Origin of the sequence: Loktanella sp. R86503 (assembly GCF_042466455.1) — a bacterium.
GTDB lineage: Bacteria > Pseudomonadota > Alphaproteobacteria > Rhodobacterales > Rhodobacteraceae > Loktanella.
Genome location: NZ_JAXHCI010000002.1, coordinates 2,644,989 through 2,671,593, shown reverse-complemented (window position 1 = coordinate 2,671,593; position 26,605 = coordinate 2,644,989). Strand labels below are relative to the sequence as shown.

Sequence of the window (26,605 nt, the reverse complement as noted above, 5' to 3'; positions counted from 1 at the left end):
TCACGAAAGGGCGATTGCAAACCTGCGTGATCCACTTGCACAGGCGTACGGTGCCGCGCATCATGGGGTATGGATGAAATGACAACGCTGGCAGGCAAGCTGCTGATCGCAATGCCCGACATGGAAGACCCGCGCTTTGCCGGCAGCGTCATTTATATTTGCGATCATTCGCCGGAAGGGACGATGGGCTTAATTATCAATCGCCCGCTGCCGGACATCGCATTTCGCAAGCTATTGGCGCAGATGAATATTTCATGCAGCGATGCCTGCCCGGATGTCGACGTCCACTTTGGTGGACCCGTGGAAAAGGTGCGCGGATTCGTCTTGCACAGCAGCGACTATGCCGCCGACAAGGGCACGCTGCAGGTGGATGACGACATCGGCATGACCGCAACGCAGGACGTCTTGCAGGCCCTTGCCGACGGGGCTGGTCCCGCGACAGCCTTGTTGGCGCTTGGTTACACCGGATGGGGTCCGGGACAGTTAGAAGAAGAATTGGCGGAAAATGGCTGGCTGACGGGACCTGCGAATCGCGACATTGTCTTTGGCAGCGATCATGCCGGGAAATGGTCGGCAGCATTGGCGCTGCTTGGCGTCTCTCCGGTTGCCTTGTCGCAAACGGGTGGTCGCGCCTGAGGGGGCGTTTTCATCAGCCGCAAACCGGCCGTGCGTGACGGCCAATTTACAAAGAAGCGTAAAGTCTCACCTTAAGGCTGCTGCTGGCGATTGCGGCACCGGCAACGGCCGGTGCAGGCCTGCGGCCAATGATAATCGGCCCCGGCGACGCGGCGGCATGGAACCCTTAGTCGCCGGCGGCTACGGCGGTCAGGATCGCCTTTGCGCTGTCTGACGACCAATCGGCGTCACCTTGCAAACGGGCAATTTCCTGGCCGTCGGCATTCAGGATTACGGTTACAGGCAGACCCAGCACACCAAAGGCGCGGGCCATTTCCTGTTTCGGGTCAAGAGCCTTGGGCAGGTTTTCCACGCCGATTTCGTCAAAGAATCGGTCGATCGCCTCTGGCGGATTGCGACCGGTTGCTACGGTCAGCACCTTGATCTGATCGCCCATGGTGTCCTGTAATGCGGACAGGTGCGGCATTTCCTTGCGGCAGGGTGCACACCACGTCGCCCAGAAATTCAGCACCACCGGAGTGCCGACGTAATCGGCCAGCGTGACCTGCGATCCGTCCTGCGCGGTAAAGGCCACATCGGGGGCGGCCGTAGGCTCTGACGCGATGACCAGTTTGCGCATATCGCCGTCTTTCAGCGACTCCAACGCGGCATCGGCAGCGGCTGTATGCGCGGCGGCATTTGCAAGGATCGCAAGGCCCGTATAAAGCAAGGCGGATTTCAGGGATTTCAAGGGGCGCGTCCTTCTCATGACCAAAACTGCGAACACGATGTGGGGCGGCCGTTTCGCCGCAGGACCGGACGCGATCATGGAGGCGATCAACGCCTCGATCGGGTTCGACAAGCGGCTGGCAGCCCAAGACATCGCCGGCTCTCGTGCCCATGCGGCCATGCTGGCAGCCACGGGCATCATCAGCAATAACGACGCGGACGCGATCCGGGAAGGCCTGCTCACGGTACTGTCAGAGATCGAGGGCGGCACGTTTCAGTTTTCCACCGCGCTGGAAGACATTCACATGAATGTCGAAGCGCGCCTGAAGGAAATTGTCGGCGAAGCTGCTGGCCGTTTGCACACGGCGCGGTCGCGCAATGATCAGGTTGCTGTCGATTTTCGCCTGTGGGTGCGCGATCAGTGCGATGCGGCAGACGAAGCACTCAAGGCTCTGCAAACCGCGCTGCTGGGACAGGCAGAGGCGGGGGCCGATTGGGTCATGCCCGGCTTCACCCACCTGCAGGTCGCACAGCCTGTGACATGGGGTCATCACATGATGGCCTATGTCGAAATGTTCGCCCGCGACCGGTCCCGCTTTGCCGATGCGCGCAAGCGGATGAACCTGTCGCCGCTGGGCGCTGCTGCACTAGCGGGCACCTCGTTCCCGATTGACCGCCACATGACGGCGCAGGCGCTGGGCTTTGACGGACCGATGGGCAATTCGCTCGATGCCGTCAGCGACCGCGATTTTGCGCTGGAGTTTCTGGGGGCGGCGACGATTTGCGCTGTTCACCTGTCGCGCTTGGCAGAAGAGTTGGTGATCTGGTCATCCGCGCAGTTCCGGTTCGTCAAGATGTCGGACCGTTGGTCCACCGGGTCCAGCATCATGCCGCAAAAACGCAATCCCGACGCAGCAGAGCTGATCCGCGCAAAGATCGGCCGCATCTTTGGTGCTAACGTTGCCCTGACAATGGTGATGAAAGGGCTGCCGCTGGCCTATTCCAAGGACATGCAGGAAGACAAAGAGCAAGTTTTCGACGCTGCTGACAATCTGATGCTGGCCCTGGCCGCGATGGCTGGCATGGTGGGCGATATGACCGCCAACCGCGACAGCCTGAAGGCAGCCGCCGGCACCGGCTTTTCCACCGCCACCGATCTGGCCGACTGGCTGGTGCGCGAACTTGGCCTGCCGTTCCGCGATGCGCACCACGTTACGGGGTCTCTGGTGGCTTTGGCCGAAAGCCAAGGGGAAGATCTGCCGGATTTGACCCTTGCCCAGATGCAATCCGTGCATGAGGGTATCACGCAAGAGGTCTTTGACGTGCTGGGGGTTGAAAACTCTGTCGCATCGCGGACCAGTTTCGGCGGCACGTCCCCCGCCCGCGTGCGGGAAGCGGTCGCCCATTGGCGAAAGGTGCTGGAATGAACAAGGCAACGATTGCGGGTCTGCTGGCCCTAACATTGGCGGGCTGCGGCGCGCAGGATGATCCTGTTGCGAATGGCGCGGCGCAGACGGGTCCGACGGCAAATGTGGGCCTTGGCGTCGGGCCGAATGGTGTGACGCCCGGCGTGAGCGTGGCCGATGGCATTGGCCGGGTATCGCTTGGACCGGGCGGCGTGCGCCTTGGGGCAGCGGGTATCCCGCTAAGTCTTGGGCTTTGATGCGTGATATGTCACCCCTGCGCTGGGTCTGGGCGGCACTGGCTGTCTGGGGTGCCGTGCATCCGATGTATTGGTTTGTCGCGTGGTTCCGCACTGAAGGCTGGTCACTGCCGCGCATGATCGATGCGTGGTATGTCAACGCGGCCACAACCGGACTGACCTGGGATCTGACAATCGCGGCGATCACCCTGACGGTCTGGGTGCTGGCAGAGGTGGCGGTGCGGCGCAACTGGGTCGCCTTGCTGGCGATCCCTGCGACGTTCTGCATCGGCGTCAGCTGCGGTCTTCCGCTTTATCTGTTCCTGCGGGCCAAGCCGATCCGCTGACGGCGCGCGCTGCTGTTTGCCGCCCTGCGGGGGCAAATGCGCCCCGCCCGCCGTCCCGTTCCTTTACGGTCAAATCCGGATTCCGCGCTTGGGTTGGCGGATCAATCTGCTATGACGCCCCGGTAAGAGCGGGAGCAGTGCCTTGGATCATTTCGTGTATCAAGACGGCGTTTTGTGCGCCGAAGATGTGTCAGTCGCGGAAATCGCGGCGCAGGTCGGTACGCCGTTCTATCTGTATTCCAGCGCGACGTTATTGCGCCACTACCGCCTGTTCGACGAAGCGCTTGCCGGCATGGACCACCTTGTCTGCTTTGCGATGAAGTCGCTGTCCAATCAAGCGATCCTGCAATTGCTGGGCGAGGCCGGGGCCGGTATGGACGTGGTATCGGGCGGCGAGTACGCCCGCGCCCGCGCCGCTGGTGTGCCTGGCGAACGCATTGTCTTTTCCGGCGTCGGCAAAACGCGTGTCGAAATGCGCGACGCGCTGATCGGCGGTATTCGCCAGTTCAACGTCGAAAGCGAGCCAGAAATGGAAGCGCTGTCAGCTGTCGCCGTCGAGCTGGGCAAGGTTGCCCCGATCACCATTCGCGTAAACCCTGATGTCGACGCAAAAACCCATGCCAAGATTGCCACCGGCAAGTCGGAAAACAAATTCGGCATCCCTATCGCCCGCGCCCGCGACGTCTATGCCCACGCTGCGCGTTTACCGGGGATCGAGGTGATCGGCATCGACGTGCATATCGGCAGCCAATTGACCGATCTGGCCCCGTTCGAGGCCGCCTATCTGAAAGTCGCTGAACTGACAGAGCAGCTGCGCGCCGATGGTCACACGATCAAGCGCCTTGATCTGGGCGGCGGTTTGGGCATCCCTTATGCGCAATCGAATGAAGCGCCCCCAAGCCCGCTGGATTATGGCGCGATGATCAAACGCACCGTGGGACACTTGGGCTGCGAGATCGAGATCGAGCCAGGCCGGTTGATCTCAGGCAACGCCGGCGTATTGGTCAGCCGCGCGATTTACGTCAAGGATGGCGCTGATCGCCAGTTCTTGATCCTTGATGCCGCGATGAATGACCTGATCCGTCCGGCGATGTATGATGCGCACCACGATATCGTGCCTGTCGTGCAAGCTGAAGCCGGGGCAGAGCGTGCGACTTATGACATTGTCGGGCCTGTATGCGAAAGCGGCGATACCTTTGCCAAGGGCCGCGCGATGGCACAGGTCGCCCCCGGCGATCTGGTCGTCTTTCGCTCTGCCGGGGCATACGGGTCGGTCATGGCATCAGAATACAACTCGCGTCCGCTGATCCCCGAAGTTTTGGTCCAGAATGATCAATTTGCGGTTATCCGGGCCCGTCCGACCTTTGACGAAATGATCGCACGCGATATTATCCCTGCATGGTTGTGACCCCTTCGGTCACACAACGCGCCAAGGGAGAGGCCCGCTGACCGATCACCCTGACGATCTGGCGCATTTGGCGCGGCCTGTTGCCCTAACCCGTATGGGGTTGGTGGCCGAACGCGCAACGCGTGCCTTCTGGCCGTTGTGGAGCGTGCTTTTCGTTATCCTGACCCCGCTGATGTTCGGTTTTCAGGACCGCATGAGCCTGGAGGTGTTCTGGGGTCTTTCGCTGATTGCCGTGCTGGCCGCTGGGACCGCCTTGGTGCGCGGTCTGCGGATATTCCGCTGGCCAAGCAAGCAAGAGGCGCTGGCCCGCGTTGATGCCGCCTTGCCGGGGCGTCCAATTTCAGCCGTGCGCGATGCGCAGGCAATCGGGGCGTCCGATCCTGCCTCTGCCGCTGTATGGCGGGCGCATCAGGCGCGGATGCGCGTGGCCACGCAGTCCGCCCGCGCGGTGCAGCCTGACCTGCGCGTGTCGGACCGCGATCCTTACGGGTTGCGGTTCATGGCTTTGCTGATGTTTGTCGTGGCCTTGCTGTTCGGATCGGTCCTGCGCGTCGGGTCCGTCGCGCAGATTGCCCAGAACGGCGGTGGCGCTGCGCTGGCGACCGGCCCTGTCTGGGAAGGCTGGATCACGCCGCCTGCCTATACCGGCAAGCCCGTGCTTTACCTGAACGATATCGCGCCGGGGGCGGTGCAGGTGCCGCTCGGCTCTGACATCACTTTGCGCCTGTATGGCGAAGTTGGCGCCCTAAGCGTGGTACAGACCGTGTCAGACGCGGGCCACGCGGCCCCGGCGACCGACCCAGAGCAAAGTTTTACCGTCGCGCAGGCAGGGCAAGTCACCATCGACGGGCCTAATGGTGCCGCGTGGGATGTCGGTATTCTGCCCGACGCAGCGCCAAGCGTCACCTTGACCGCGCCGATCGAATCGGACGCGATGGGAGAGTTAAACCAGGCCTTTTCCGCCTCGGATGACTACGGCGTCGAAAGCGGCACGGCGACATTCGCGCTGGACCTTGGCGCGGTGGATCGCAGCTATGGCCTGACGGTTGACCCGGACCCGATGGAACCAGTGGTGCTGGACCTGCCGATGCCATTTGGCGGCGACCGCAGCGACTTTGATGAATTCCTGATCGACAACCTGTCCCAACACGAATTGGCGAACCAGCCGGTGACTTTGACGCTGACTGTGACCGATGCGGCTGGTCAGACCACCAGCACACCGGCAGAGCCAATAATCCTGCCGGGCCGCCGCTTTTTCCAGCCTGTCGCCAAGGCGATTGTCGAACAGCGCCGCGATCTGCTGTGGAGCAGGGCAAACGCCCCCCGCATTGTGCAGGTGCTTCGCGCTATTTCATATGAACCGGAGACGTTGTTCACCAATCAGGCCACTTATCTGCGCCTGCGCTTTATCATTAAGCGGCTGAACCAGTTTGCCGGCACAGGCATGACAGGCGAAAACGAGGCCGAGATTGCGCAGGCCCTGTGGGATCTGGCCATCCAGTTGGAAGATGGCAGTCTTGCCGATGCCCGCGAACGCCTTGCCCGCGCCCAAGAGCGTCTGGAAGAGGCGATGCGCAATGGCGCGTCAGAGGCCGAAATTGCAGAGCTGATGCAGGAATTGCGCGATGCGACGCAAGACTACATGCAGATGTTGGCCGACCAGATGGAACAGGGTGACGGCACGGACGAGCCTCAGTCAGCCGAAAATTCGACAGAAATGAGCCAGGACGAGTTGCAGGCCCTGATGGACCGCATTGAAGAGCTGATGCAAGAAGGCCGTATGGCCGAGGCGCAGGCGCTGATGGAACAGCTGAACAGCATTTTGGAAAACATGCGTATCACCCAAGGTGAAGGCAGCGGCGACGGCCCACAGACACCGGGGCAGCAGTCGATGCAGGATCTGGCCGATACGCTGCGCGACCAGCAGGACCTGTCTGACGATGCCTTCCGCGATATGCAGAACCAAGGCCAGCAAAGCCAGAACCAAGGTCAGCAACCGGGGCAGCAACCTGGCCAAGAGCAGGGCGAAGGCCAGCAAGGCCAGCAGCCCGGCCAAGGCCAGCAGCCCGGTGCCGATGGGTCTGGCACCCAGCCGGGCCAGGAATCGGGGCAGGGCGACGGCAACGGTCAAAACGATGGTCAGGGTAACGGTTCAGACGAAGGCGAGGGCCGGTCGCTTGCGCAGCGCCAGCAGGATTTGCGCAATGAATTGAACCGCCAGCGCAGTGCCTTGCCGGGTCTTCCGGGCGATGCCGGCGATCTGGCGCGTCGCTCTCTTGATCAGGCCGAAGGTGCGATGGACGGGGCCGAACAGGCGCTGCGCGACGGCGATATGGCGCAGGCCATCGACCGGCAGGCCGATGCAATGGATGCGCTGCGCGATGGTATGCGGGCCATCGGCGAAGCCATTGCGCAAAACGAAAGCGAAGAGCAGGGGCAGGGTAATGCCACCGGCGAGCAATCCGGGCAGGCCCAGCCCGGTCGCCGAGATCCGCTGGGCCGCCAGCTGGGCAACACCGGACAATATGGTACCGATGAAAACCTGTTGCAGGGCGAAGATACCTATCGCCGTGCCGAAGAGCTGTTGGAAGAATTGCGTCGCCGTTCAGCAGAGCAAGAGCGCCCGCAGGTCGAGCGCGAATACCTTGACCGGTTGCTGGATCGTTTCTGATCGAATGTGATGCCGTAACCGCCCCTCAGGGGCGGTCCGGGGTCAGGCTTGCGTTGCTGCGTCACCCAGCATTGATGCAATCTGGTTATCAAGCCAAAGCCGGGCGCTGTCGATTGCCGTGACATAGCTGGACAAGGCTGCCTCCAGGGCTGGAATTTGCGCTGAAATATCGTCTGCGTAGCCATAGATCAGCGCAAGAATGACAATCAGTGCCAGTGTCACGAAAAAGCCGCGCCAGCTGCTGCGGCGGGCAATTTCGTCCTCCTCTGACGGAAGCAGCGGCAGGCCGCCGCGTTCTGCGCTGGATCGAAGCGTCGAATTGATTTCCTCGATATCGGGAAACAGTTCCTTGCGACTGCCCTGCGTGGCTGCAGACAGCTTTGGCGGCACCGCCGCCTGCGCGTTATCCTTGTGCACATGGCTTTGATCATAGGGCATAGGCGGGACAGGCTGGGCAGGACGCGGGCGAGACGGCTCGGTCAGGCCAAGGTCCGCCTGTTGTTCCAGCGCACCGGCGGCTTCGGACTTGCGCGCGGCTTCTTCGCGCGCGGCCTCTTCGCGCAGGATATCCGCGATGGACGGGTCCAGCTGGCTGCGGACGGGCTGCGGCGGGGTTGCCGCTGCAGATGCTGCAGGTTTCGGTTCCGGTTTCGGCTCTGCCTTCGGGGCGGGCTTTTCATCCGGATTTGTACCAGCCGTCAGCGGCGGGGTCTGTGTCTGGGATACGACAGCTGCCAGCGATGCCGCGGCAACCGATACAGGTGCAGGTCTGTCCTGCGCAGGCGCATCGTCTTCTGCGGCAGCGGACGGGGCCTTGGGGTCTTCAAACCACGTTTGGCCGCAGTTGGAACACTGCACATCACGCCCGTCATCGGGGATGACATCCAGACCGACTTCGTATTGAGCGCCGCAGTTCGGGCAGATCAGCCGCATGGCCACAGGTCCTTTTGCACAGCACAAGGCACCAATCGGCACCTATTGTTTCGTCTTTCCTAGCAATGCCTGTGCGTAAGGCCAAGGTTTTGCAGCACGATCAGACGTGATTGCATTGTAACCTGTTGCAGATTTGGGCAAAACATTGCTGACACAGGTGAGGATACCACTTTGATCGAGCTATCGGACGTGGCCTACAACTATGGCGGGGCAGAGCTGTTCTCTGGCCTTTCGCTGTCGCTTGCGCCAGGATCGTTCCAATTTCTGACCGGTCCGTCAGGCGCGGGCAAGACGACGCTGCTGAAGCTTTGTTATGGCGATTTGCGTGCGACCAGCGGGACGGTCAGTCTGTTCGGACAAAACGCCGCGCAGATGAACCGGGATGAAATCGCGCTGGCACGGCGGCGCATCGGCGTTGTGCATCAGGACTGCCAGTTTCTGGATCACCTGCCCGTTGCCGAAAATATCGCGCTTCCCTTGCAGGTCGCCGGCCGCGCAAACGAGGCGATAGGCAATCTGGACGAGCTGCTGGCCTGGGTCGGCCTGGCCGCCCAATCCGATCAGTTGCCGCCAGAACTGTCAGGGGGCGAACGGCAACGCGCCGCGCTGGCGCGGGCTGTGATTATGTCGCCGGATGTAATCATTGCGGACGAGCCGACAGGTAACGTCGATTGGGAAATGTCGCAGCGCCTGCTGACGCTGTTGGTTGAACTGAACCGCATGGGCAAAACCGTGCTGATCGCCAGCCACGATCTGAACCTGATCCGGGCGGCCAAGGCGCAGGTCAGTACCAATGTGCTGCGGCTTAGGGGCGGGCGGCTGCAGGCGGGGGTGGCGCTGTGATGGACCGTATAACCGAATTGACCGCCCGCGCGCTGGCGCTTTTGGGGGGGGATCCGCAGGCCGACCGTGCCGTACCTCCCACCGGATTTACCGCGCGGCTGACTTTGTTTACCGCCGGCGCAATGGCGTTTTTGGCCGTCTTTGCGATTGCCTTGTCGCTGGCAACAGGGCGGCTGGCGGATCGTTGGTCGGCGGAACTGGCGCGCACGGCCACGCTGCGGATTTCCGCGCCTGCAGATCAGGCCGATGCGCAGGTGCGTGCCGCGTTGACCGTGCTGGAACAAACGCCCGGTGTCGCCAGCGCCCGTGCGCTCAGCGATGATGAAGAACGCGCCTTGCTAGAGCCGTGGTTCGGGCCTGATCTGCCGCTCGACGCCTTGCCGATCCCGCAACTGATCGAAATCGTCGAAACGGCGGACGGCTACGACGCAACGGGCTTGCGTGCCCGTCTGCAAGCCGAGGTGCCCGGGGCCGTGCTGGACGATCACACGCGCTGGCGGCAGCCGCTGGTGACGGCCGCGAACCGGCTGCGGATGCTGGGCTGGGTTGCGCTGGCGCTGATCGGCGGGGCGACGGCTGCGATGATCACACTCGCCGCGCAATCGGCGCTGGCGGCCAATGCGCAGGTTATCCGCGTGCTGCGGCTGGTGGGAGCGCGCGACACATATATCGCCCGTGCCTTTGTGCGCCGCTTTACCCTGCGGGCAGCGGCAGGGGCGGCGCTGGGAACACTGATCGGGGTCCTGGCTGTGGCGATTTTGCCGGATGGCGGCGATGCAGGTGGTTTTTTAACGGGTTTGGGCTTTACAGGTCTGGGCTGGCTCGCGCCGCTGATGATCCCGCCGCTGGCGGGCGTGACCGCCTTTTTCGCCACGCGGGCTGCGGCCCTGCGCACCTTGAGGACGCAATCATGAGCTATGCCATCCAGTGGCTGCGGTCGCTGTTATTCAGCATTGTGATGTATACGCTGATGGCCATCATGGGCATCGTGTTTCTGCCCTATGCGCTGATTCACCCGCGCGGGGCTGCTAATACCTGCAAATGGTATTCGCGCGCCGTGATTTGGCTGGCGGGCTGGATGATCGGATTGCGGTTCGAGGTGCGCGGCACACCGCCGGCTTATGGCTGCATGATTGCCGCCAAACATCAGTCTTTCATGGACGTGATGTATATCTATCAACTTTTGCCCCGCCCCCGGTTCATCATGAAGCGGTTGCTGCTTTATGCACCGATCCTGGGCTTCTTTGCCTATCGGGCCGGTTGCATTCCGGTGGACCGCGGCAAAAAGGGTGCGGCGATCCGTGACATGCTGGCGCGGGTCAAGGCCGGCGATGCAGAACCGGGGCAGCTGTGCATCTATCCGCAGGGTACCCGTGTCGCGCCGGGCGCGATCATGCCCTATAAAAAGGGCACTGCTGCGCTTTATGCCGACCTGAAGCAGCCGGTCGTGCCAGTGGCCACGAATGTCGGTGTCTTTTGGCCAAAGCGCGGGATTTACCGCAAGTCTGGCACGGCGGTGTTCGAATTTCTGGACCCCATCCCCGTTGGTGTCGGCCTGCGCGCCTTTTTGCACCAGCTGGAGGTCGCGGTGGAGGGCGCGTCTGACGCGCTTGCGCGAGAGGCCGGATTGGCCGTGCCCCAGCGTGCCGTGACCCCGCCCGAAGTAGAAGGACCGCCGGTATGACGCCTGTTGCCGATATTGCCGCGCTGGAGGCTTTGTATGGCGCCCCTGTGCCACTATCGCTGAGCAAAGTTGCTTCGCATATTACATCTACCTATGGGCGGTGGATCGGCGCATCGCGGCTGGTGATGGTATCGACCGTCGGACCGGAAGGCACGGATTGCAGCCCGCGCGGCGATGTCGGGCCTGTGGTGCGGATCGTGGATGCGCGCACTTTGTTGTTGCCGGACTGGCAAGGCAACAACCGGATCGACAGTCTGCGCAACATCGTTCGCGACGGACGGATCAGCCTGCTGTTTATGGTGCCGGGGGAAAACAACGTGGTGCGCGTAAACGGGCAGGCCATTGTGACGGCGGATCCACAGGTGTTAGAAAGCTTTGTTCAGAACCGCAAGCACCCCCGCAGCGTGATTGTTGTCACTGTGAAAGAGGCATATTTTCAATGCGCCAAGGCGCTCATGCGGTCGCAGACATGGCATGCCGGCGCGGCGCATGGTGCTGTGCCAACCGCAGGGGAAATGCTGCGCGCACAAGACGACGCATTTGATGCGGCGGATTACGACGACAACTATGACATGCGGGCGCAAGACCGGATGTGGTGACCTGCGCGGGGGTGGAGGGGGCGCTGCCCCCGGCTTCGCCTCCCCCGGGATATTTATGACCAGAAGAAGGGTGAACCTTAGGCTGCGAGGCCTTTTTTCCCGAGGTCGAGGTATTTCTTGCGGCGATCAAGGCGGATTTTGTCGGCGGCGACCTTGTCGAGATCCTTCAGCGTGGCCGTCAGCGCCTTGCCGACGGCTTTGATGGCGGTCTGGGCGTCGCGGTGGGCCCCGCCCAGTGGTTCGGCGATGATCGTATCGCAAACCCCGAGTTCCTTGAGGTTCTGTGCGGTCAGGCGCAGGGCGGCAGCGGCCTCTTGCGTTTTTGCGGCGTCCTTCCACAGGATCGATGCGCAGCCTTCGGGGCTGATCACGGAATAGATGGAGTGTTCAAGCATCAGGACCCGGTTCGCGGTCGCAAAAGCGACAGCACCGCCAGAGCCGCCTTCGCCGATCACGATGCTGACGAGGGGGACGTTGAGTTCAAGGCAGGCTTCGGTGGCACGGGCGATGGCTTCGGACTGGCCGCGTTCTTCGGCCCCTTTGCCGGGGTAGGCACCGGGGGTATCGACCAGCGTGACCACGGGCAGGCCGAACCGGTTCGCCATGTTCATCAGGCGGATGGCTTTGCGATAGCCTTCGGGCCGGGCCATGCCGAAGTTATGTTCGATCCGCGATTTGGTGTCGTTGCCTTTTTCATGACCGATCACCATGACAGCGCGGCCATCCAGACGCGCAAGGCCGCCCATGATGGCGTGGTCGTCAGCAAAGTTCCGGTCCCCTGCCAGCGGCGTGTAGTCGGTGAACAGGGCGGCGATGTAGTCCTTGCAATGCGGGCGTTCGGGATGGCGGGCGACTTGGCATTTGCGCCAGGGCGTCAGATTGCCGTAGAGCGATTTAAGCAGGTCTGCGCTTTTCTTGTCCAGCGCGGCGGCCTCTTTCTCGATGTCCATCTCGGCGTTGTCGCGGGCCATGGCGCGCAGTTCTTCTGCTTTGCCTTCGATTTCGGCGAGTGGTTTTTCAAAGTCGAGATACTGAGTCATGGGAACGCCCTTTTTGCCTTACGTCGATATAGGCGACGTAAGGTTCGGATTGCAATGGGCACCCCAATTTGCGCGGGTCCGCGCTAACCTGAAATCATCTGCGATTGTTTGACGATCACTTCGGCCTGTTTGATGCTAGCGATGTCGACAAGGCGGCCTTTGTAAACGGTTGCGCCCTGGCCCTGGGCCTTGGCCTGTTCCATGGCGGCAAGAATTTCGCGGGCTTCGGCGACAGCTTCGTCCGAGGGGGTGAATACCTCGTTTGCGAGGGCGATTTGCTTGGGGTGAATCGCCCATTTGCCGACCATGCCAAGCGTTGCGCTGCGGCGGGCTTGGGCGCGGTAGCCTTCGTCATCGCTGAAATCGCCGAAGGGGCCGTCGACGGGCAGAATGCCATAGGTGCGGCAGGCGGCGACGATGGCGGTTTGCGCCCAGTGCCACGGGTCGGAATAATGGCGGGTTTCGCTGTGCAGCATATAATAGTGGTCCTGCGTACCGCCGATGCCCGTTGTCTGCATGCCCATTGAGGCTGCGTAGTCGGCAGCGCCAAGGCTCATGGCTTGCAGGCGCGGACTGGCGGCGGCGATGTCGTCCACGTTTGTCAGACCTGCGGCGGATTCGATGATGACTTCGAAGGCGATGCGCTTGCGGCGGCCTTTCGCGGCCTCGATCGCGGTGACAAGGGCGTCGACGGCATAGACATCGGCGGCGCAGCCGACCTTGGGGATCATGATCTGATCAAGCCGGTCCCCCGCCTGTTCCAGCAGGTCGACCACATCGCGATACCAGAAGGGCGTATCAAGGCTGTTGATCCGCACGCTGAGGTGCTTTGTGTTCCAGTCGATATCGTCGATGGCCTGAATGATATTGGCACGGGCGGCGTCTTTGTCGTTTGGGGACACGGAATCTTCGAGGTCGAGGTTAATGACATCCGCATCCGACGCGGCCATTTTCGCGAAAAGCTTGGTGTTCGAGCCGGGGCCGAACAACTGGCAGCGATTGGGGCGGGCAGGGGGTGTCGGCTGGATGCGGAATGACATACGTGAGGTTCTTTATTTCATTTTAAGTTACGCAATTGGTATATTGTTGCGCGCCGGGTCGCAAGGGTTGCTTTTGCAGGTGCAGCATGTTTGCGCAAACAAAAAAGGGGGGGCGCTGCCCCCCTGCGGCTGCGCCTCCCCCCGGGGATATTTAGGACCAGAAGAAAGATGGACCCGCTTTTGGGCGGGTCCGCCGCGGTTTAGATACCAGCGTCGATGATGGCCTGCGCAAGTATCGGGACCGTTTTTGCGTTCAGACCTGCGATATTCATACGGCTGTCGCTGACCATATAGATACCGTGATCGGCCCGCAGGATTTCGACCTTTGCCTCTGACGTGCCGAGGCGGCTGAACATGCCGCGGTGGTCGGCGATAAAGTCAAAGCGGTCGTCGTTCGCACGCTGGCGCAGTTCGTCGGCTAACTGCTTGCGCAGGCCGAGCATACCATTGCGGGTTTCTTCCAGTTCGGCCTCCCAATCGGCGCGCAGGGCCGGGTCGGTCAGGATCGTGGTGACGACGCGGGCCCCGTGGTCTGGCGGGAAAGAGTAGTTCTGGCGGTTCAGGAAGTTCAGGTTGGCTTGGGTCAGTTTTGCCTCTTCGGCGTCGCTGGCAATGCCCATCAGGATGCCGGTGCGTTCGCGGTAGATGCCGAAGTTCTTGGAACAGCTGGCGGCGATCATCACGTTGGGGAAGGCAGCGGCGATTTTGCGGGTGGCCTGCGCGTCCTGATCAAGGCCGTCGCCGAAGCCCTGGTAGGCGACATCGACGAAGGGGACTGCATTGACCTTTTGCAAGGCGGCAATGATCTGGTCCCATTGGTCCAGCGTCGGGTTTGCGCCGGTCGGATTGTGGCAGCAGCCGTGCAGCAGGACGACGTCGCCTTCGGCCACCGTGGACAGATCCGCGATCATGCCATCGAAATCGACGCCGCGCGTTGCCTCGTCGAAATAGCGGTATTCGCGCAGGGGCAGGCCAAGGAATTTGATGATCGATGCGTGGTTCGGCCAGCTGGGATTGCTGATCCAGATCGTCGCACCGGGGGCGGCAAGTTTCACCATTTCCAGTGCCTGGCGGATGGCACCTGTGCCGCCGGGGGTGGCGATCGCGGCAATGCGGCTGCGTTCCACGGTGTCAGAGAGCAGCAGGTCGATCATCGCGTCGGCAAAGGCCGGATCGCCGGCAAGGCCGGTGTAGGCCTTTGTGGTTTGGTCTGCGACAAGGCGGCGCTCGGCCTCTTTCACGGCGCGCATGACAGGCGTGTTGCCGGATGCATCCTTGTAGACGCCGACGCCGAGGTCGATTTTGGTGTCACGGTCGTCGGCCTTGTAGGCCTGCATCAGGGACAGAATCTTGTCAGGGGCTTGCGCCTTGAGCGTTTGGAACATCGCGGGTTTCCTTTGGGCCGTCGGGCCGGTTGCGAAGGTAAGGTTTAGCGGGCGGGACCGGTTTCGATCGGCAGATCGGGGAACATGCCCCATTCGGACCAGGATCCGTCGTAAAGCGCGTGATCCGTTTTGCCGATGCGTTCCAACGCCAAATTGATGATCGCGGCGGTCACGCCGGAGCCGCAGGTTGTGATCACTGGCTTGGTCAGGTCGGCACCGGCGTCGGCAAAGACCTTTTGCAGGGCGGGTGCGGATTTCATCGTGCCGTTAACATTTAGCAATGTAGCATAATGCACGTTGCGCGCCCCGGGGATGTGGCCACTGCGCAGGCCTGCGCGGGGTTCGGGGGCGGTCCCTTCAAAACGGGCAGGGCCGCGGGCATCAAGGATAGTGTGGTCTTCCAGTTTGGCCGCGCGGGCAACCTGCGTGACGTCCCGAACCATCTGGTTCTGGCGGCTGGTCGTCATGTGGCGGTCACGGATGATGGGGGCCATATCCTCGACCGGGCGATCTTCTGCCAGCCATTTGGGTAGGCCGCCGTCCAGAACGGCAACGTCGCGTTTGCCCATCAGGCGGAACAACCACCAGACGCGGGCGGCGGAAAACAGGCCCGTGCTGTCATAGACCACGACCTGATGGCCGTCGCCGACGCCCATCGCGCGCAGGCGGGACATGAATTTTTCCGTTGCGGGGGCCATGTGGGGCAATTCGGATCGCGCATCGCTGATATCGTCGATGTCAAAGAAACGCGCACCCGGGATGTGCTGCTGCGCGTATTCAGCCGCGCCGCTGCGTCCGGTGTCCGGCATGTGCCAGGATGCGTCAAGCAGGCGCAGATCGGGGTCATTCAGGTGCGCGGCAAGCCAGTCAGTGCTGACCAGCGTTTGCGGATCGTCGGACAGTTCGGCCATATTGCACCTTTTGCAGCGGATCGGTCACTGCCTAGCGCAGGCACCGCCGCCGTGCAAGTTGCGCAAGTGTCAGTCGTGTGTCTTGAGGATCCGCTGCTTTTGGCGCGACCAGTCACGCTTGGCATCGCTGGCGCGCTTGTCGTGGTTCTTTTTGCCCTTGGCGATGGCGATCTTGAGCTTCACAAGCCCGCGGTCATTAAAATACATCACCAGCGGTACAAGCGTCATGCCTTCACGTTTGGTGGCATTCCACATGCGGGCGACTTCGCGGGATTTCACCAGCAGCTTGCGCTTGGCGCGGGGTTCGTGGCTGAACATCGCCTGCTCGTAAGGCGCGATATAGGCATTCGTCAGCCACAACTCTCCGTTGTCGACAGAGGCGTAGCTGTCGGCAATATTCGACTGGCCGACGCGCAGGGATTTCACCTCCGAGCCGTGCAGGATGATGCCGACCTCCAGATCCTCCTGGATCTCGAAGTCATAGCGGGCGCGCCGGTTTTCGGCGACGACTTTGTAATTCTTGTTGTCAGGTTTCTTGGCCATGGCCCCGATGTAGTCTTGCAAGCCGGTGTGCACAAGGCGGCTGGTGGTGCGAGGTGGGGCTGTTATGGTCGGCCTGCGACAACAGGAGGCGTCATGCTGATCCAGATTACCCTTGGCAGTGCGCTTGTTCTGGCGTCCATCCTGATCGCCGGCGTCAGTTATTGGTTGATGGAAGTGGTGCTGAGCCGTCTGCATCCGTGGCTGGCGCGGCGGCCGCACAAGCCCAAACTGGTGTTGGTGCTGTGTCTGACAGCCGTCTGGGTGCTGGCGCAGATGACCGGCGGTGTATGGGTCTGGGCGCTGGCACTGCGGGGGCTCGGAATATTTCCTGACCTTGAGGAGGCGGTCTATTTCGCGCTGGTTGCTTTCACCACGCTTGGTTTTGGCGATGTATTGCTGCCGGTGGAATGGCGGTTGCTTTCGGGGATGGCGGCGACGAACGGGCTTTTGAATATCGGTCTGACAACGGCGCTGATGCTGGATAGTTTGCGCAGCATCCGCGCGGGGCAACTGGGGCCGGACCTGTGAACCCGCCTTTTCTGGACAACGCCCGCGCGCGGGCCGTGTTCCTGGCGCGGCATGGCCTGGGGGTGCAAGCGCGGGCCTCTGCCATGGAAGTGATCGCTGATCTGGGCTTTGTGCAGCTGGATAGCGTCAATACCTTTGCCCGTGCCCATGATCTGATCCTTTGGTCGCGTTATGGCAGGTACCGCCCTGACGCGATGAACGGGCTTCTGGCGCAGGACCGCACTGTGTTCGAACATTGGACCCATGATGCCGCGGTCATCCCGATGGACCTGTGGCCGCATTGGCGGCTGCGCTTTGCCCGCGATGCGGCGCGGTTGCAAAGCCGTTGGGAAAAGGACAGGCCCGCAGGCTTTGGCGTGCAGGTGGATGCGGTGTTGCGCCAGATTGCGGATCACGGGGCCTGCACATCCGGTGACGTTGGCAAGGACGAGGTGCGCGGCAAAGGCGGCTGGTGGGATTGGCACCCCAGCAAGACGGCACTGGAGTATCTGTGGCGCAGCGGGCAAGTATCGGTCGCCCGGCGCGAGGGGTTTCGCAAGGTTTACGACCTGACAGAGCGGGTCATTCCGGACGCGGTGCGCGATCTGCCCGCTGATCCGACCGCAACGGTGGATGCGCTGTGCCATGCCGCGCTGGACCGGCTGGGGTTTGCAACACCGACCGAGGTGGCGGCATTCTGGGATGTCGTCACGAAACAAGAGGCCCGCGATTGGGCGCAGGCAGCCTTGGCAGAGGGGCACGCCGTAGCGCTGGATGTGGCAGGCGCGGACGGCAAGCTGCGCCGCTGTCTGGCGCGGCCCGCTGTGCTGGATCAGGCGGCTGACCTGCCGGGAAAGGTGCGCATCCTATCGCCCTTCGATCCTGCCTTGCGTGACCGAAAGCGGGCGGAATGGCTGTTCGGCTTTCATTACCGGATCGAGATATTCGTGCCGGCGGCGCAGCGAACCTATGGCTATTATGTTTTCCCGGTATGGGAAGGCGCGCGGGCCATCGGCCGCATTGACATGGCGCGGCAGGGTGATGTGCTGCAGGTGCGGGCCTTTTGGCCTCAGGCGGGCGTCGCCATGGGGGCAGGGAGGATCGCACGGCTGCGCGCAGAGCTGGCACGAGCGGCAGGCTTTGGCGGCTGCAGCGACATTGCCTATACGCCGGATTGGTTGCGATCCGGCGGATGACGCTGTTTGCGGGCAAGCCCGCAAAGGCGCCCCACCCGCCGGCCCGTTAGGCGGCGCTTTGCTGCGGGATATTCAGGATGCGGGACAAATCGGCCACGACCTGACCCTGCGGTTCTGCGATAAAGTTCCAAGGCAGCTTGATTTGCCCCTGATGACCATTTTCAGCGTCGTCATATGTTAACGCCATACCCTTGCCATCCGCGTGGGGGGCAATGGCGGTGATATGCGCGCGGGGTACGCGGGCAATCAGGGCGGTGCGAATGACCACATCCTGATCCGTCACGATCAGCGGTTGGCGTGAAACGATCAGGCCCGCAACCGTCAGGGCCAGGATCAGTGCCTGAAACAGGGTCAGCAGGATAAAGAACGACAGCGCCCAGGACGACAGATCGCTTGTCACCCAGGCCCATCCGATCACGCCAAGGCCGATCACCGCCATCAATGTATTGCGCCGCAAACGCTTTGCCGCGTCCGCCGAACGGGTTGTTGCATAGACGGCAGCGGACTGGGGCATCAGTTCAGAAGGCCAGCGTGAACCATGGCGGCGCGGATGCGGTCCTTGACCCCGTCCGTCAGGCCAACCAGCGGCAGGCGTACGTCTTCGTTGCCCAAGCCAAGCAGGGACATGCCGTATTTTGCGCCGACCAAGCCCGGCTCGAGGAAGATCGCCTCGTGCAGGGGCATCAGGCGGTCGGTGATATCAAGTGCGGTGGCAAAATCGCCTGACAGTGTCGCCTCTTGCATCTTGGCGCAAAGTGCGGGGGCGATGTTGGCGGTGACGGAAATGCAGCCAACGCCGCCGTGGGCGTTATAGCCAAGCGCGGTTGCATCCTCGCCCGACAACTGGACGAAATCAGTGCCGCAATACAGGCGCTGCTTGGGCACGCGGGACAGATCGCCCGTGGCGTCCTTGACGCCAACGATCATCGGCAGCTTGGCCAGTTCCGCCATTGTCGCAACGCTCATGTCCACGGCAGAGCGGCCGGGAATGTTATAGATCACGATGGGCAAACCGCAGTCGGCAGCGGCGGCGAAATGCGCGATCAGGCCAGCCTGCGTCGGGCGGTTGTAATAGGGCGTGACGACCAGCGCTGCGGCGGCACCCGCCGTCTTGGCGGCCTGCACCAGACGCACAGTTTCAGTCGTGTTGTTGGACCCGGCCCCTGCGATGACAGGAATGCGGCCCGCAGCGTGATCGACGACAGTTTTTACGACCAGATCGTGTTCAGCGTGGGTCAGCGTCGGGCTTTCGCCAGTCGTGCCGACGGGAACCAGCCCGTGTGTGCCTTGATCGACATGCCAGTCGACAAGCTGTTTCAGGGTGGCAAGGTCGACCTCTCCGTTTGTGAACGGCGTGACGAGTGCGACATAAGAGCCTTTGAACATTGACCTGTGACCTTGTGCGAATGGGCAGCCCGAAACCGGGCCGGCAGAACGTCGCGGACCCTAGACCGGTTTGCGCACAATGCCAAGATTGTGCGTTGCATCGCCGAGCATGCACGATACGATGTGAAGGCCCTTTTCCTGAGCCTTGGGACCTACCGATGCCGTTCCCCGCCGCGCGCCGCCTTGCCGTCGCAGCCTGCCTGTTTGCCTTGCCACTGCCCGTTGCCGGGCAGGTGTCCGGTGATGACGTCGCGGCTGTGGAATTCGCGATGAAGCGTGATTTCCTGAATGCCTATGCCAAGGCAGGGCCGCAGGATGACGCGATCCGCACGCTTGTGACGTGGCAGCGGCTGCGGTTCGGCGATGCGGTGTTTCAGGACTATATTGATTTTCACGCGGCCCATGGCGACTGGCCCGGGCAGGACGTACTGCGCGGCGCGGGTGAATTGCTGATCCCGGCCAACTTCAATCCGCAAAGCGTTATCGGCTGGTTCAGCGATTATGCGCCGATGACAGGCGAAGGCGCGGTGCGTCTGGCGCAGGCTTATCTGGCAAACGGTGATCCGGACGCGGCTCGCGCGGCCGTGCGGACGGCCTGGGTCGATTTGCAACTGACCCCATCCGGGCAGGCCGCTTTGCTGGACGCTTTCGGGGCTGATCTGACCGACCTTCACACCGCGCGGGCCGATGCCCTGCTGTGGCGGTGGCAGACCGCAGAGGCAGAGGAGATGATGACTTTGCTGGACGATGATCAGGCTGCGCTGGTGCGGGCGCGCATCGCGCTGATCCGCAAGGCCGGTAATCCCGATGCCGTGATCGAAGCCGTGCCTGCCACGCTGCGCAATGCACCCGGGCTGATGTATGACCGTTTCAACTGGCTGGCAGGCAAGGGGCGGCAAACCGACGCCATCGCGATCCTGGCGGCGCAGTCAACCTCTGCCGAGGCGCTGGGCCAGCCTTGGCGCTGGGCCAGCTGGCGGCGCATTCTGGCGCGTTGGCAGATGAGAGATGGCAACTATCAGACCGCCTATGATCTGGCGGCAAACCACTTTGTCACGCCCGCGCAAAGTGCGGCAAACTATGCCGATCTGGAATGGTTGGCCGGATATTTGCAGTTGCGCTTTCTGAATGATCCGGCGCGGGCCCTAGCGCATTTCGACAATGCGGCGGCAGAGGTGGACAGCCCGATTTCCCTTGGCCGCGCCGGATATTGGCAAGGACGCGCGCTGGATGCGCTGGATCGCACGGACGAGGCCCGTATCGCCTATGCCCGCGCGGCGCAGCATCAGACCAGTTTTTATGGGCTTTTGGCTGCAGAAAAGCTGGGCGTGCCGCTTGATCCGTTTCTGACGGGGCGGGGCGATGCGCGGGACTGGCAGAACGCGCCCGTCATGCAGAACGAACTGGTGCAGGCCGGTATGGCCCTGCTTCAGGCCAACGAGCGTGGCAAGGCCGTGCTGTTCTTTGCCGAACTTGGCAAAATACTGGATGCCGATGATCTGTCCCGCCTTGGCGCAGCGCTTGAAGCGCAGGATCAGACCTATTTCGAAGTGCTGCTTGGCAAGACCGCCGCCGCGCGCGGCATGGTGATCCCGTCGCTGTATTTCCCGCTGCATGGCCTGGCAGAGGCTGACCTGCCCGTATCCACCGCGCTGGCCCTGTCCATCGCCCGCCGAGAGAGCGAGTTTAACGAAGCCGCTGGCAGTCCGGTTGGGGCCTTGGGCCTGATGCAATTGATGCCGGGTACCGCCAGCGATGTCGCTCGCAGTCTGGATTTGCCTTACGACAAGAACCGCCTGACGACCGACTGGCGCTATAACGCCACACTTGGCAGCCGCTATCTTGCGGATTTGACCGACCGTTTTGGTGATAGCCCCGTGCAGATCGCGGCAGGCTACAACGCAGGGCCGGGCCGTCCGCGTGACTGGATGGAAGAACGGGGCGATCCGCGCAGCGGCGACGTCGATGTCATCGATTGGATCGAAATGATCCCCTTTCGCGAAACCCGCAACTATGTGCAGCGCGTCACGGAATCGATTCCGATCTACCAGGCGCGCCTGACAGGCCAAGCTGGGCCCATCGCCTTTACCGAACTGCTGCGCGGTGAGAAAAACATCGTGCGTCCCGTTGCGCGTGCTGATGGTGCTTTGGAACTGCCCGCGCCGGTGACCGGCGAAAACAGCGAACAGGACCCATCTGGAGCACTGCCGCGTCCGGTGGCGCGTCCGGCCGATGCGGCGGCGACCGGTGCGGCAGACCTTGTTCAGACCTCGCTGACAACAGCCACCGCCCCCTCAGAGGTGAACAGCCCGCGTGTCACCCTGCGCCCGATCGTCCGGCCCTGATCGGGTTACGACAGAACGATCCGGCAGGGGGCTGCGCCGCCGGCATTACTGGTGCGCTGTGTTTTCCCTGATGATTGATGCATCGCAAACAACGCTCCAATGCACGCCTTCGGGGTCATAGCGCAGCGTGACCTCCGCCTCTAGGGCGCTGCGGGTCATGGCCTGCAAAACGGTGCTGCCAAATCCGGTGCGTTGGGGCGGTACAACGACAGGGCCGCCGCTTTCGGTCCAGGACAGGGTGAATTTGCCATTCTGGATGGTCCAATTGATCGCCAGCGTGCCATCAGGAACCGACAACGCCCCGTATTTGGCCGCATTAGTCGCCAGTTCATGCAGGGCAAGGCCGATCGGCTGGATTGCGGCAAAGCGCAAAGGCAGGTCAGGGCCGCTGATCGTGATGGCAGCATTGGCATCGCCGGAAAAGGGGCGCAATTGCTCTCTGACCAGATCGCCCAGAACCAGACTTTCGTGACCGCGTAATACCAGCAGATCCTGATTGTGTGACAGTGCCCGCAGCCGCGCATCAAAGCGCGGCATGAATTCGGATACATCGCAACTCCGCGCTGTCATGCGGGCAATGCTTTGCACAACGGTCAGCAGGTTCTTTAACCGGTGATTGGTTTCCCGCATCAGATCCTGCACCTGACGTTCAGCCTTTTTATGCGGGGTCATATCCATGATCCCCACGATGCCGGACACCGGGGCGCTGTAGCCTGCAGCATCCTTCGGTCCAAAGGTCACACGCTTGCGCGCGCTGACCCAGCGTTCGCTGTCATCGGCAGTTTTGATCCGGTGAACCACGTCAACAAAGTTCGGCAGCTGCGGGCTTAGCATTTGTTCGACCAGACATTCGACATCTTGCACGTCATCGGGATGGATCTGCGCATGCAGCGTCTTGCGCGGTATAGGCATATTGGCCGGCAGTTCGAACAGGCCAGCGGCCCGGTCATCCAGCGTAATGGTATCCGCGATGTAATCAATCGTGCCAAGTCCAAGGCCCAGATCAGTCACCTGCATCGCCAGAGGAGGCAATGCATCGGCAGAGGCGACGGATACCGTAAGTGGGTCTATCTGTGACATTAGCGCCTTGTTTCGTATTGTTTCGCAAAAACTTAACAAAGATCGCATGTGTGATCAACGCAACAGCCGCAAGCCTGTCGCAGAAACGCGAGCCATTCGGCCTGTTATGCCTGTCCAAGACCGTCTTTTGCAACTTTGCGGCTGCGGATCAGCGTGAATACGCCTGCGCCGACGACGACCAATGCGCCGACAGCCACATGTGTTTGCAGTGTTTCGCCAAACACAAACAGTCCGATGGTGCTGGCAAACACCAGTTGCAGATAGGCAAAAGGCTGGACGGCACTGGCCTCCGCGACCTCGTAGCAGCGGATCAGCAGCCAGTGACCCGTCACACCAGTCACGCAAAGGGCCGCCATCCAACCCCAGTCGGGCGCGCTCATCGGTTGCCAATCCCAGATGCCGACGCAGGTCATGGCCGCAGCCCCGCTAACGCCGGTCCAGAAAAAGCTGGTCGCCGTGGTATCCTGCCTAGCGACATAGCGCGTCAGCAAACCATAAAGCGCGAACATCACCGCCGCAGCCAGCGGCAGGATCGCCGCAGGGGCAAATACAGTGATCCCCGGCTCCAGAATGATCAGAACCCCGATAAATCCTATGCCAATCGCTGCCCAGCGCCGCCAGCCGACACCTTCGCCCAGCACGGGGCCTGACAGGGCAGCGATCAGCAGCGGATAGCAGGCAAAAATCGCATGGCTTTCCACCAGCCCCAGCGCCACAAATCCCGCGACCATGACGCAAATCTCTCCGGCCAGCAGCAGGCCGCGAAAGATCTGCACGGCCGGTTGGCGGGTCGCCGCGGCGCGGCGGATCGAACCGGCCTTTAGCCGCGCAATCGCGATGACAAAGGCGGCAAAGAACCAATACCTTATCATGACGATCATCAGCACGTTGTATTCAGCCGCCAAATGCCGAGAGATCCCGTCCTGCACGGCAAAGACAAAGGTCGTGGCGACCATCAGGCCAATGCCCAGTTTGGTGTTGGCGGTCTGCATGGCTTAACTCTTTCGCGCGATGGTCATGTGGCGTTTGGTGGCGAAACCCGCCACGCGGGTCACGTCGAAGCCTGCCGCAGTCAGCGAAGCCCGCACATGCCCCGCCGCCGAATAGGTCGCAGCACTGCCGCCGGGTCTGGTATGGGCCGCCACTGCGGCGATAATCTGCGGCGTCCATAGCCCGGGGTTCTTAGCTGGCGAAAAGCCATCCAGATACCACGCATCGGCGCGCCCCTCCCAGGCGGGCAGGGTCACGTTCGCATCGCCAATTACCACGCGCAGATCGAAATCCGGCCCGGTAATATCGCCCACCCGGCGCAATACCTCTACCGGCAGGTCTTTTACAAAGGGCGCAAGGGCCCGCTGCAATGCCGCCGGATCCAGGGGGTAGGCTTCGAAACTTGTGAATTGGAAACGGCCCTGCGTGCCGCTGTCTCGAAACGCCTGCAGCGTTGTCAAAAAATTTAGCCCTGTGCCGAACCCTAGCTCTGCAATATGAAATCCGTTTGCAAACCGCGCCGGCAGATCGTTCCCGCCTAAGAAGACGTGACGCGTTTCCGCCAGCCCGCCTTGTAGCGAATAAAATGGGTCGTCGAACTGCAATGACACCGGAACGGTGCCATGCGCCGTGTTGCGCCAGTCAAGGGGGTGGGGGTCAGTGCTCTGGCCGGTCATGATACTTTGCCGTATGGGATACCCGACTTGTGAAGTGCGGGGCGGGCAATGGCAACGGCGGATGTGACGGTAATGGGGGCCGGTGTGATAGGCCTGTCAATCGCCTGGGCCTGTGTGCGGCGCGGGGCCAGGGTGCAGGTCATCGACCCTGGCGGCGTGGCGGCCGGTGCCTCCGGCGGGATCGTCGGTGCGCTCGCGCCACATGTGCCGGAGCAGTGGAACGACAAGAAAGCCTTTCAACTGTCCAGTCTGCTGATGGCGCAAGCGTTCTGGGCAAAGGTGGCCGTGGCGTCAGGCCGCACCACCGGCTACGCGCGCACAGGCCGCCTGCAGCCGCTGGCGGACGAAGCAGCAATCGCGCTGGCGCAAAGCCGCGCAATTGGCGCGGCGCAGCTGTGGCAGGGGCAGGCAGACTGGCGCGTTGTGCCTGCTACCCATGCTGCTTGGGAACCGCCAAGCCCGACCGGCCTTTTGATCCATGACACGCTGACCGCCCTGATCCACCCGCGTCAGGCGACCCTCGCCCTTGCCGCTGCGATCACGGCACAAGGCGGGGCCATCCTGCGGTGCGGCGATCCGCAGGGCAAGGTTGTCTGGGCCACCGGTGCCGCCGGATTGGAACAGATGACAGCCTGCCATACCCGTCTTGTCGGGGCAGGGGTCAAGGGGCAGGCCGCGCTGCTGCGCCATGATGCAAGCGAATTGCCGCAACTTTTCGTCGATACGCTGCATATCGTACCGCATCTGGATGGCACCGTAGCCATCGGATCCACGACAGAGCGGGATTTCGTTGACGGCACCGCCACCGATGACAAACTTGACGCGCTGATCGCCAAGGCCCGCGCGGCCCTGCCGGCTCTACAAAATGCGCCGGTGGTCGCCCGCTGGGCCGGCGTGCGCCCGCGCAGCCGCAGCCGCGCCCCGATGCTGGGGCGGCACCCCTTCATCGCCGGCGCTTTCATCGCGAATGGGGGGTTCAAGATCGGGTTTGGCATGGCCCCCAAAATGGCGCAGGTCATGGCAGACCTGCTGATCGACGACCGGGATACAATCCCTGCCGATTTCGACCCCGCCGCGTCCCTTTAGCTTCTTCTGGTCAAAAATATCCCGGGGGGCTGGCCCCCCTTCAACGCCGGGAATATCACCGCGCTTCGGCGATCATACATTGGCGCCCGTCTGCGGTTCGTACCCATGCAATGCCATCGCGCCAGCACAATGCGGCGGTCTCGTGGTGCATCAGGGGCGCTGTCGCGCGATAGGCAAATTCACGCAATTCGCCTAACTGCCGCTGCGCCAAACCCATCAGCAGATGCGCCAGCAGGGGGGCATGAACGACCAAACCGTCATAGCCTTCGACCTCGCGGGCATAGGCCTCATCGTAGTGGATACGGTGACCGTTCAAAGTCAGCGCCGAATACCGAAACAGCAGCGTTGTATCCGGCGTAAAGGGTTCAGCAATCACCTCGTCCGTGCGGGCCGCAGGTGCCGGCGATTGGTCCATGCCATCCGGGCGAAAGACCAGATCCTGCCATTCCGTCAGCGCCAGTGCCTGCCGCTGGCGGATATCGTGCCGCACCCGCACAAAAGCCAGCGGGCCGCTACGGCCGTCCTTGCGGGTAATGCCCTCGATGCGGCTGATCCGCTCTGCCCGAACGCCTGCCAGCAGCGGCTGATGAAACATCAGCCGCCCCGCTGCCCACATCCGGCGCGGCAATCCCAAATCGGGGATAAAGCCGCTGCCCGTTGCCGGATGACCATCGCGTCCAAGGCGTGATGGCGGTGCTGCGTCCCAGAAATAAATATGATGTGCAAAGGGTGGCAGCGGATCACCGGACACAATGGCAGGCTCTGCACCCAAAGCCGCCTGTAGGGCTTGCGCCCGGGCGGGGTCCATCAGGTCTGTGCGGGTCTGGGTGCGGTCATCGGCAGTATTCATTGCGCCAATGTGACGGCAAAATCAAAAGGGCGCAAATGCCGATCCGTCTTGCGGGACCGATCTGGCCACGACATGCTGCGACCAAACGGGGCAAAGGG

The 26,605-nt window shown here is 62.2% G+C and carries 27 protein-coding genes; 14 read left to right on the top strand and 13 right to left on the bottom strand.

Going from position 1 to position 26,605, the window contains the following annotated elements; genetic code table 11:
* The first annotated feature begins 69 nt into the window (after positions 1-69).
* Complete coding sequence (locus SJY10_RS14135) at positions 70-636, top strand: YqgE/AlgH family protein (RefSeq protein ID WP_386683739.1); 567 nt, start codon at positions 70-72, stop codon at positions 634-636.
* A 166-nt stretch (positions 637-802) separates the two neighbouring features.
* Here SJY10_RS14135 and SJY10_RS14130 read toward each other — a convergent pair whose 3' ends face one another.
* A complete protein-coding gene (locus SJY10_RS14130; protein ID WP_386683737.1) occupies positions 803-1,366 on the bottom strand; it encodes a TlpA family protein disulfide reductase in 564 nt (187 codons plus the stop codon).
* Positions 1,367-1,382: 16 nt separating this feature from the next.
* On the opposite strand from SJY10_RS14130, the gene argH reads away from it, so the two are divergent.
* The 5 genes from argH to SJY10_RS14105 all read left to right on the top strand — a co-directional run bounded on the left by argH (position 1,383) and on the right by SJY10_RS14105 (position 7,412).
* Positions 1,383-2,771, top strand: a complete 1,389-nt coding sequence (argH, locus tag SJY10_RS14125; protein ID WP_386683735.1) for an argininosuccinate lyase — start codon at positions 1,383-1,385, stop codon at positions 2,769-2,771.
* Positions 2,768-3,007: a hypothetical protein gene (locus SJY10_RS14120; protein WP_386683733.1), complete on the top strand. Its 240-nt coding sequence runs from the start codon at positions 2,768-2,770 to the stop codon at positions 3,005-3,007. The genes argH and SJY10_RS14120 overlap by 4 nt, the downstream gene beginning before the upstream one ends.
* Before the next feature lie 8 nt (positions 3,008-3,015).
* Complete coding sequence (locus SJY10_RS14115; protein ID WP_386684694.1) at positions 3,016-3,333, top strand: DUF2834 domain-containing protein; 318 nt, start codon at positions 3,016-3,018, stop codon at positions 3,331-3,333.
* 142 nt (positions 3,334-3,475) lie between these two features.
* Positions 3,476-4,741 carry a diaminopimelate decarboxylase gene (lysA, locus tag SJY10_RS14110; RefSeq protein WP_386683731.1) on the top strand — a complete coding sequence of 422 codons (1,266 nt, stop codon included), beginning with the start codon at positions 3,476-3,478 and terminating at the stop codon, positions 4,739-4,741.
* Between the two features lie 58 nt (positions 4,742-4,799).
* Positions 4,800-7,412: a TIGR02302 family protein gene (locus tag SJY10_RS14105; protein ID WP_386684691.1), complete on the top strand. Its 2,613-nt coding sequence runs from the start codon at positions 4,800-4,802 to the stop codon at positions 7,410-7,412.
* 42 nt (positions 7,413-7,454) lie between these two features.
* Here SJY10_RS14105 and SJY10_RS14100 read toward each other — a convergent pair whose 3' ends face one another.
* Positions 7,455-8,345: a zinc-ribbon domain-containing protein gene (locus SJY10_RS14100; RefSeq protein WP_386683729.1), complete on the bottom strand. Its 891-nt coding sequence runs from the start codon at positions 8,343-8,345 to the stop codon at positions 7,455-7,457.
* A 171-nt stretch (positions 8,346-8,516) separates the two neighbouring features.
* On the opposite strand from SJY10_RS14100, the gene SJY10_RS14095 reads away from it, so the two are divergent.
* Genes SJY10_RS14095 through SJY10_RS14080 form a run of 4 tightly spaced genes read left to right on the top strand, consistent with a single transcriptional unit; the run spans position 8,517 to position 11,471 of the window.
* On the top strand, positions 8,517-9,188 hold the full coding sequence (locus tag SJY10_RS14095) for a cell division ATP-binding protein FtsE (RefSeq protein WP_386683727.1): 672 nt from the start codon (positions 8,517-8,519) through the stop codon (positions 9,186-9,188).
* Entirely contained in the window at positions 9,188-10,102 is a 915-nt protein-coding gene (locus tag SJY10_RS14090; protein WP_386683725.1) for a cell division protein FtsX, read from the top strand. The genes SJY10_RS14095 and SJY10_RS14090 overlap by 1 nt, the downstream gene beginning before the upstream one ends.
* A complete protein-coding gene (locus SJY10_RS14085; RefSeq protein WP_386683723.1) occupies positions 10,099-10,872 on the top strand; it encodes a lysophospholipid acyltransferase family protein in 774 nt (257 codons plus the stop codon). Before SJY10_RS14090 ends, SJY10_RS14085 begins: the two co-directional genes overlap by 4 nt.
* Positions 10,869-11,471: an MSMEG_1061 family FMN-dependent PPOX-type flavoprotein gene (locus SJY10_RS14080; RefSeq protein WP_386683722.1), complete on the top strand. Its 603-nt coding sequence runs from the start codon at positions 10,869-10,871 to the stop codon at positions 11,469-11,471. The genes SJY10_RS14085 and SJY10_RS14080 overlap by 4 nt, the downstream gene beginning before the upstream one ends.
* A 77-nt stretch (positions 11,472-11,548) precedes the next feature.
* On the opposite strand, the gene SJY10_RS14075 is transcribed toward SJY10_RS14080, so the two are convergent.
* From SJY10_RS14075 to smpB, 5 genes are all read right to left on the bottom strand, one after another.
* Complete coding sequence (locus SJY10_RS14075) at positions 11,549-12,511, bottom strand: acetyl-CoA carboxylase carboxyltransferase subunit alpha (RefSeq protein WP_386683720.1); 963 nt, start codon at positions 12,509-12,511, stop codon at positions 11,549-11,551.
* Between the two features lie 83 nt (positions 12,512-12,594).
* On the bottom strand, positions 12,595-13,551 hold the full coding sequence (locus SJY10_RS14070) for an L-malyl-CoA/beta-methylmalyl-CoA lyase (protein WP_386683718.1): 957 nt from the start codon (positions 13,549-13,551) through the stop codon (positions 12,595-12,597).
* A 200-nt stretch (positions 13,552-13,751) separates the two neighbouring features.
* Entirely contained in the window at positions 13,752-14,936 is a 1,185-nt protein-coding gene (locus SJY10_RS14065) for an aromatic amino acid transaminase (RefSeq protein ID WP_386683716.1), read from the bottom strand.
* Between the two features lie 44 nt (positions 14,937-14,980).
* Positions 14,981-15,847 carry a 3-mercaptopyruvate sulfurtransferase gene (gene sseA / locus SJY10_RS14060; protein ID WP_386683714.1) on the bottom strand — a complete coding sequence of 289 codons (867 nt, stop codon included), beginning with the start codon at positions 15,845-15,847 and terminating at the stop codon, positions 14,981-14,983.
* A gap of 69 nt (positions 15,848-15,916) precedes the next feature.
* Entirely contained in the window at positions 15,917-16,390 is a 474-nt protein-coding gene (gene smpB, locus SJY10_RS14055) for an SsrA-binding protein SmpB (RefSeq protein ID WP_386683712.1), read from the bottom strand.
* A gap of 93 nt (positions 16,391-16,483) precedes the next feature.
* Here smpB and SJY10_RS14050 point away from each other — a divergent pair, with 93 nt between their 5' ends.
* Together SJY10_RS14050 and SJY10_RS14045 are read left to right on the top strand one after the other, a co-directional pair.
* The gene (locus tag SJY10_RS14050) at positions 16,484-16,918 is read left to right on the top strand and encodes an ion channel (RefSeq protein ID WP_386683710.1); all 435 of its coding nucleotides are present in this window, start codon (positions 16,484-16,486) and stop codon (positions 16,916-16,918) included.
* A complete protein-coding gene (locus SJY10_RS14045) occupies positions 16,915-18,093 on the top strand; it encodes a winged helix-turn-helix domain-containing protein (RefSeq protein ID WP_386683708.1) in 1,179 nt (392 codons plus the stop codon). The genes SJY10_RS14050 and SJY10_RS14045 overlap by 4 nt, the downstream gene beginning before the upstream one ends.
* Before the next feature lie 46 nt (positions 18,094-18,139).
* Here SJY10_RS14045 and SJY10_RS14040 read toward each other — a convergent pair whose 3' ends face one another.
* On the bottom strand, positions 18,140-18,607 hold the full coding sequence (locus SJY10_RS14040) for a hypothetical protein (RefSeq protein ID WP_386683706.1): 468 nt from the start codon (positions 18,605-18,607) through the stop codon (positions 18,140-18,142).
* Complete coding sequence (gene dapA / locus SJY10_RS14035; protein WP_386683704.1) at positions 18,607-19,479, bottom strand: 4-hydroxy-tetrahydrodipicolinate synthase; 873 nt, start codon at positions 19,477-19,479, stop codon at positions 18,607-18,609. The genes SJY10_RS14040 and dapA overlap by 1 nt, the downstream gene beginning before the upstream one ends.
* Before the next feature lie 158 nt (positions 19,480-19,637).
* Between dapA and SJY10_RS14030 the strand changes: the two genes are divergently transcribed.
* Positions 19,638-21,824, top strand: coding sequence for a transglycosylase SLT domain-containing protein (locus SJY10_RS14030; protein ID WP_386683702.1), 2,187 nt, complete (start codon positions 19,638-19,640; stop codon positions 21,822-21,824).
* 45 nt (positions 21,825-21,869) lie between these two features.
* On the opposite strand, the gene SJY10_RS14025 is transcribed toward SJY10_RS14030, so the two are convergent.
* The 3 genes from SJY10_RS14025 to mnmD form a co-directional block, all read right to left on the bottom strand.
* The gene (locus SJY10_RS14025; RefSeq protein WP_386683700.1) at positions 21,870-22,904 is read right to left on the bottom strand and encodes a sensor histidine kinase; all 1,035 of its coding nucleotides are present in this window, start codon (positions 22,902-22,904) and stop codon (positions 21,870-21,872) included.
* 104 nt (positions 22,905-23,008) lie between these two features.
* Complete coding sequence (locus tag SJY10_RS14020; RefSeq protein WP_386683698.1) at positions 23,009-23,896, bottom strand: DMT family transporter; 888 nt, start codon at positions 23,894-23,896, stop codon at positions 23,009-23,011.
* Positions 23,897-23,899: 3 nt separating this feature from the next.
* Positions 23,900-24,571, bottom strand: a complete 672-nt coding sequence (gene mnmD / locus SJY10_RS14015) for a tRNA (5-methylaminomethyl-2-thiouridine)(34)-methyltransferase MnmD (RefSeq protein WP_386683696.1) — start codon at positions 24,569-24,571, stop codon at positions 23,900-23,902.
* A 48-nt stretch (positions 24,572-24,619) separates the two neighbouring features.
* Between mnmD and SJY10_RS14010 the strand changes: the two genes are divergently transcribed.
* Positions 24,620-25,657: an NAD(P)/FAD-dependent oxidoreductase gene (locus SJY10_RS14010; protein WP_386683694.1), complete on the top strand. Its 1,038-nt coding sequence runs from the start codon at positions 24,620-24,622 to the stop codon at positions 25,655-25,657.
* 55 nt (positions 25,658-25,712) lie between these two features.
* Here SJY10_RS14010 and SJY10_RS14005 read toward each other — a convergent pair whose 3' ends face one another.
* Positions 25,713-26,507 carry a MaoC family dehydratase N-terminal domain-containing protein gene (locus SJY10_RS14005; protein WP_386683692.1) on the bottom strand — a complete coding sequence of 265 codons (795 nt, stop codon included), beginning with the start codon at positions 26,505-26,507 and terminating at the stop codon, positions 25,713-25,715.
* Positions 26,508-26,605: the final 98 nt, after the last annotated feature.

Coding starts and splice junctions, on each gene's coding strand:
- SJY10_RS14020 (WP_386683698.1), bottom strand. CDS start 23,896: ATGCAGACCGCCAACACCAAACTGGGCATTGGCCTGATGGTCGCCACG.
- SJY10_RS14005 (WP_386683692.1), bottom strand. CDS start 26,507: ATGAATACTGCCGATGACCGCACCCAGACCCGCACAGACCTGATGGAC.
- SJY10_RS14025 (WP_386683700.1), bottom strand. CDS start 22,904: ATGTCACAGATAGACCCACTTACGGTATCCGTCGCCTCTGCCGATGCA.
- SJY10_RS14115 (WP_386684694.1), top strand. CDS start 3,016: ATGTCACCCCTGCGCTGGGTCTGGGCGGCACTGGCTGTCTGGGGTGCC.
- argH (WP_386683735.1), top strand. CDS start 1,383: ATGACCAAAACTGCGAACACGATGTGGGGCGGCCGTTTCGCCGCAGGA.
- SJY10_RS14070 (WP_386683718.1), bottom strand. CDS start 13,551: ATGTCATTCCGCATCCAGCCGACACCCCCTGCCCGCCCCAATCGCTGC.
- SJY10_RS14080 (WP_386683722.1), top strand. CDS start 10,869: ATGACGCCTGTTGCCGATATTGCCGCGCTGGAGGCTTTGTATGGCGCC.
- SJY10_RS14120 (WP_386683733.1), top strand. CDS start 2,768: ATGAACAAGGCAACGATTGCGGGTCTGCTGGCCCTAACATTGGCGGGC.
- SJY10_RS14030 (WP_386683702.1), top strand. CDS start 19,638: ATGCCGTTCCCCGCCGCGCGCCGCCTTGCCGTCGCAGCCTGCCTGTTT.
- sseA (WP_386683714.1), bottom strand. CDS start 15,847: ATGGCCGAACTGTCCGACGATCCGCAAACGCTGGTCAGCACTGACTGG.
- SJY10_RS14085 (WP_386683723.1), top strand. CDS start 10,099: ATGAGCTATGCCATCCAGTGGCTGCGGTCGCTGTTATTCAGCATTGTG.
- SJY10_RS14040 (WP_386683706.1), bottom strand. CDS start 18,607: ATGCCCCAGTCCGCTGCCGTCTATGCAACAACCCGTTCGGCGGACGCG.
- SJY10_RS14075 (WP_386683720.1), bottom strand. CDS start 12,511: ATGACTCAGTATCTCGACTTTGAAAAACCACTCGCCGAAATCGAAGGC.
- SJY10_RS14050 (WP_386683710.1), top strand. CDS start 16,484: ATGCTGATCCAGATTACCCTTGGCAGTGCGCTTGTTCTGGCGTCCATC.
- SJY10_RS14090 (WP_386683725.1), top strand. CDS start 9,188: ATGGACCGTATAACCGAATTGACCGCCCGCGCGCTGGCGCTTTTGGGG.
- mnmD (WP_386683696.1), bottom strand. CDS start 24,571: ATGACCGGCCAGAGCACTGACCCCCACCCCCTTGACTGGCGCAACACG.
- SJY10_RS14100 (WP_386683729.1), bottom strand. CDS start 8,345: ATGCGGCTGATCTGCCCGAACTGCGGCGCTCAATACGAAGTCGGTCTG.
- SJY10_RS14135 (WP_386683739.1), top strand. CDS start 70: ATGGATGAAATGACAACGCTGGCAGGCAAGCTGCTGATCGCAATGCCC.
- SJY10_RS14065 (WP_386683716.1), bottom strand. CDS start 14,936: ATGTTCCAAACGCTCAAGGCGCAAGCCCCTGACAAGATTCTGTCCCTG.
- SJY10_RS14010 (WP_386683694.1), top strand. CDS start 24,620: ATGGCAACGGCGGATGTGACGGTAATGGGGGCCGGTGTGATAGGCCTG.
- smpB (WP_386683712.1), bottom strand. CDS start 16,390: ATGGCCAAGAAACCTGACAACAAGAATTACAAAGTCGTCGCCGAAAAC.
- dapA (WP_386683704.1), bottom strand. CDS start 19,479: ATGTTCAAAGGCTCTTATGTCGCACTCGTCACGCCGTTCACAAACGGA.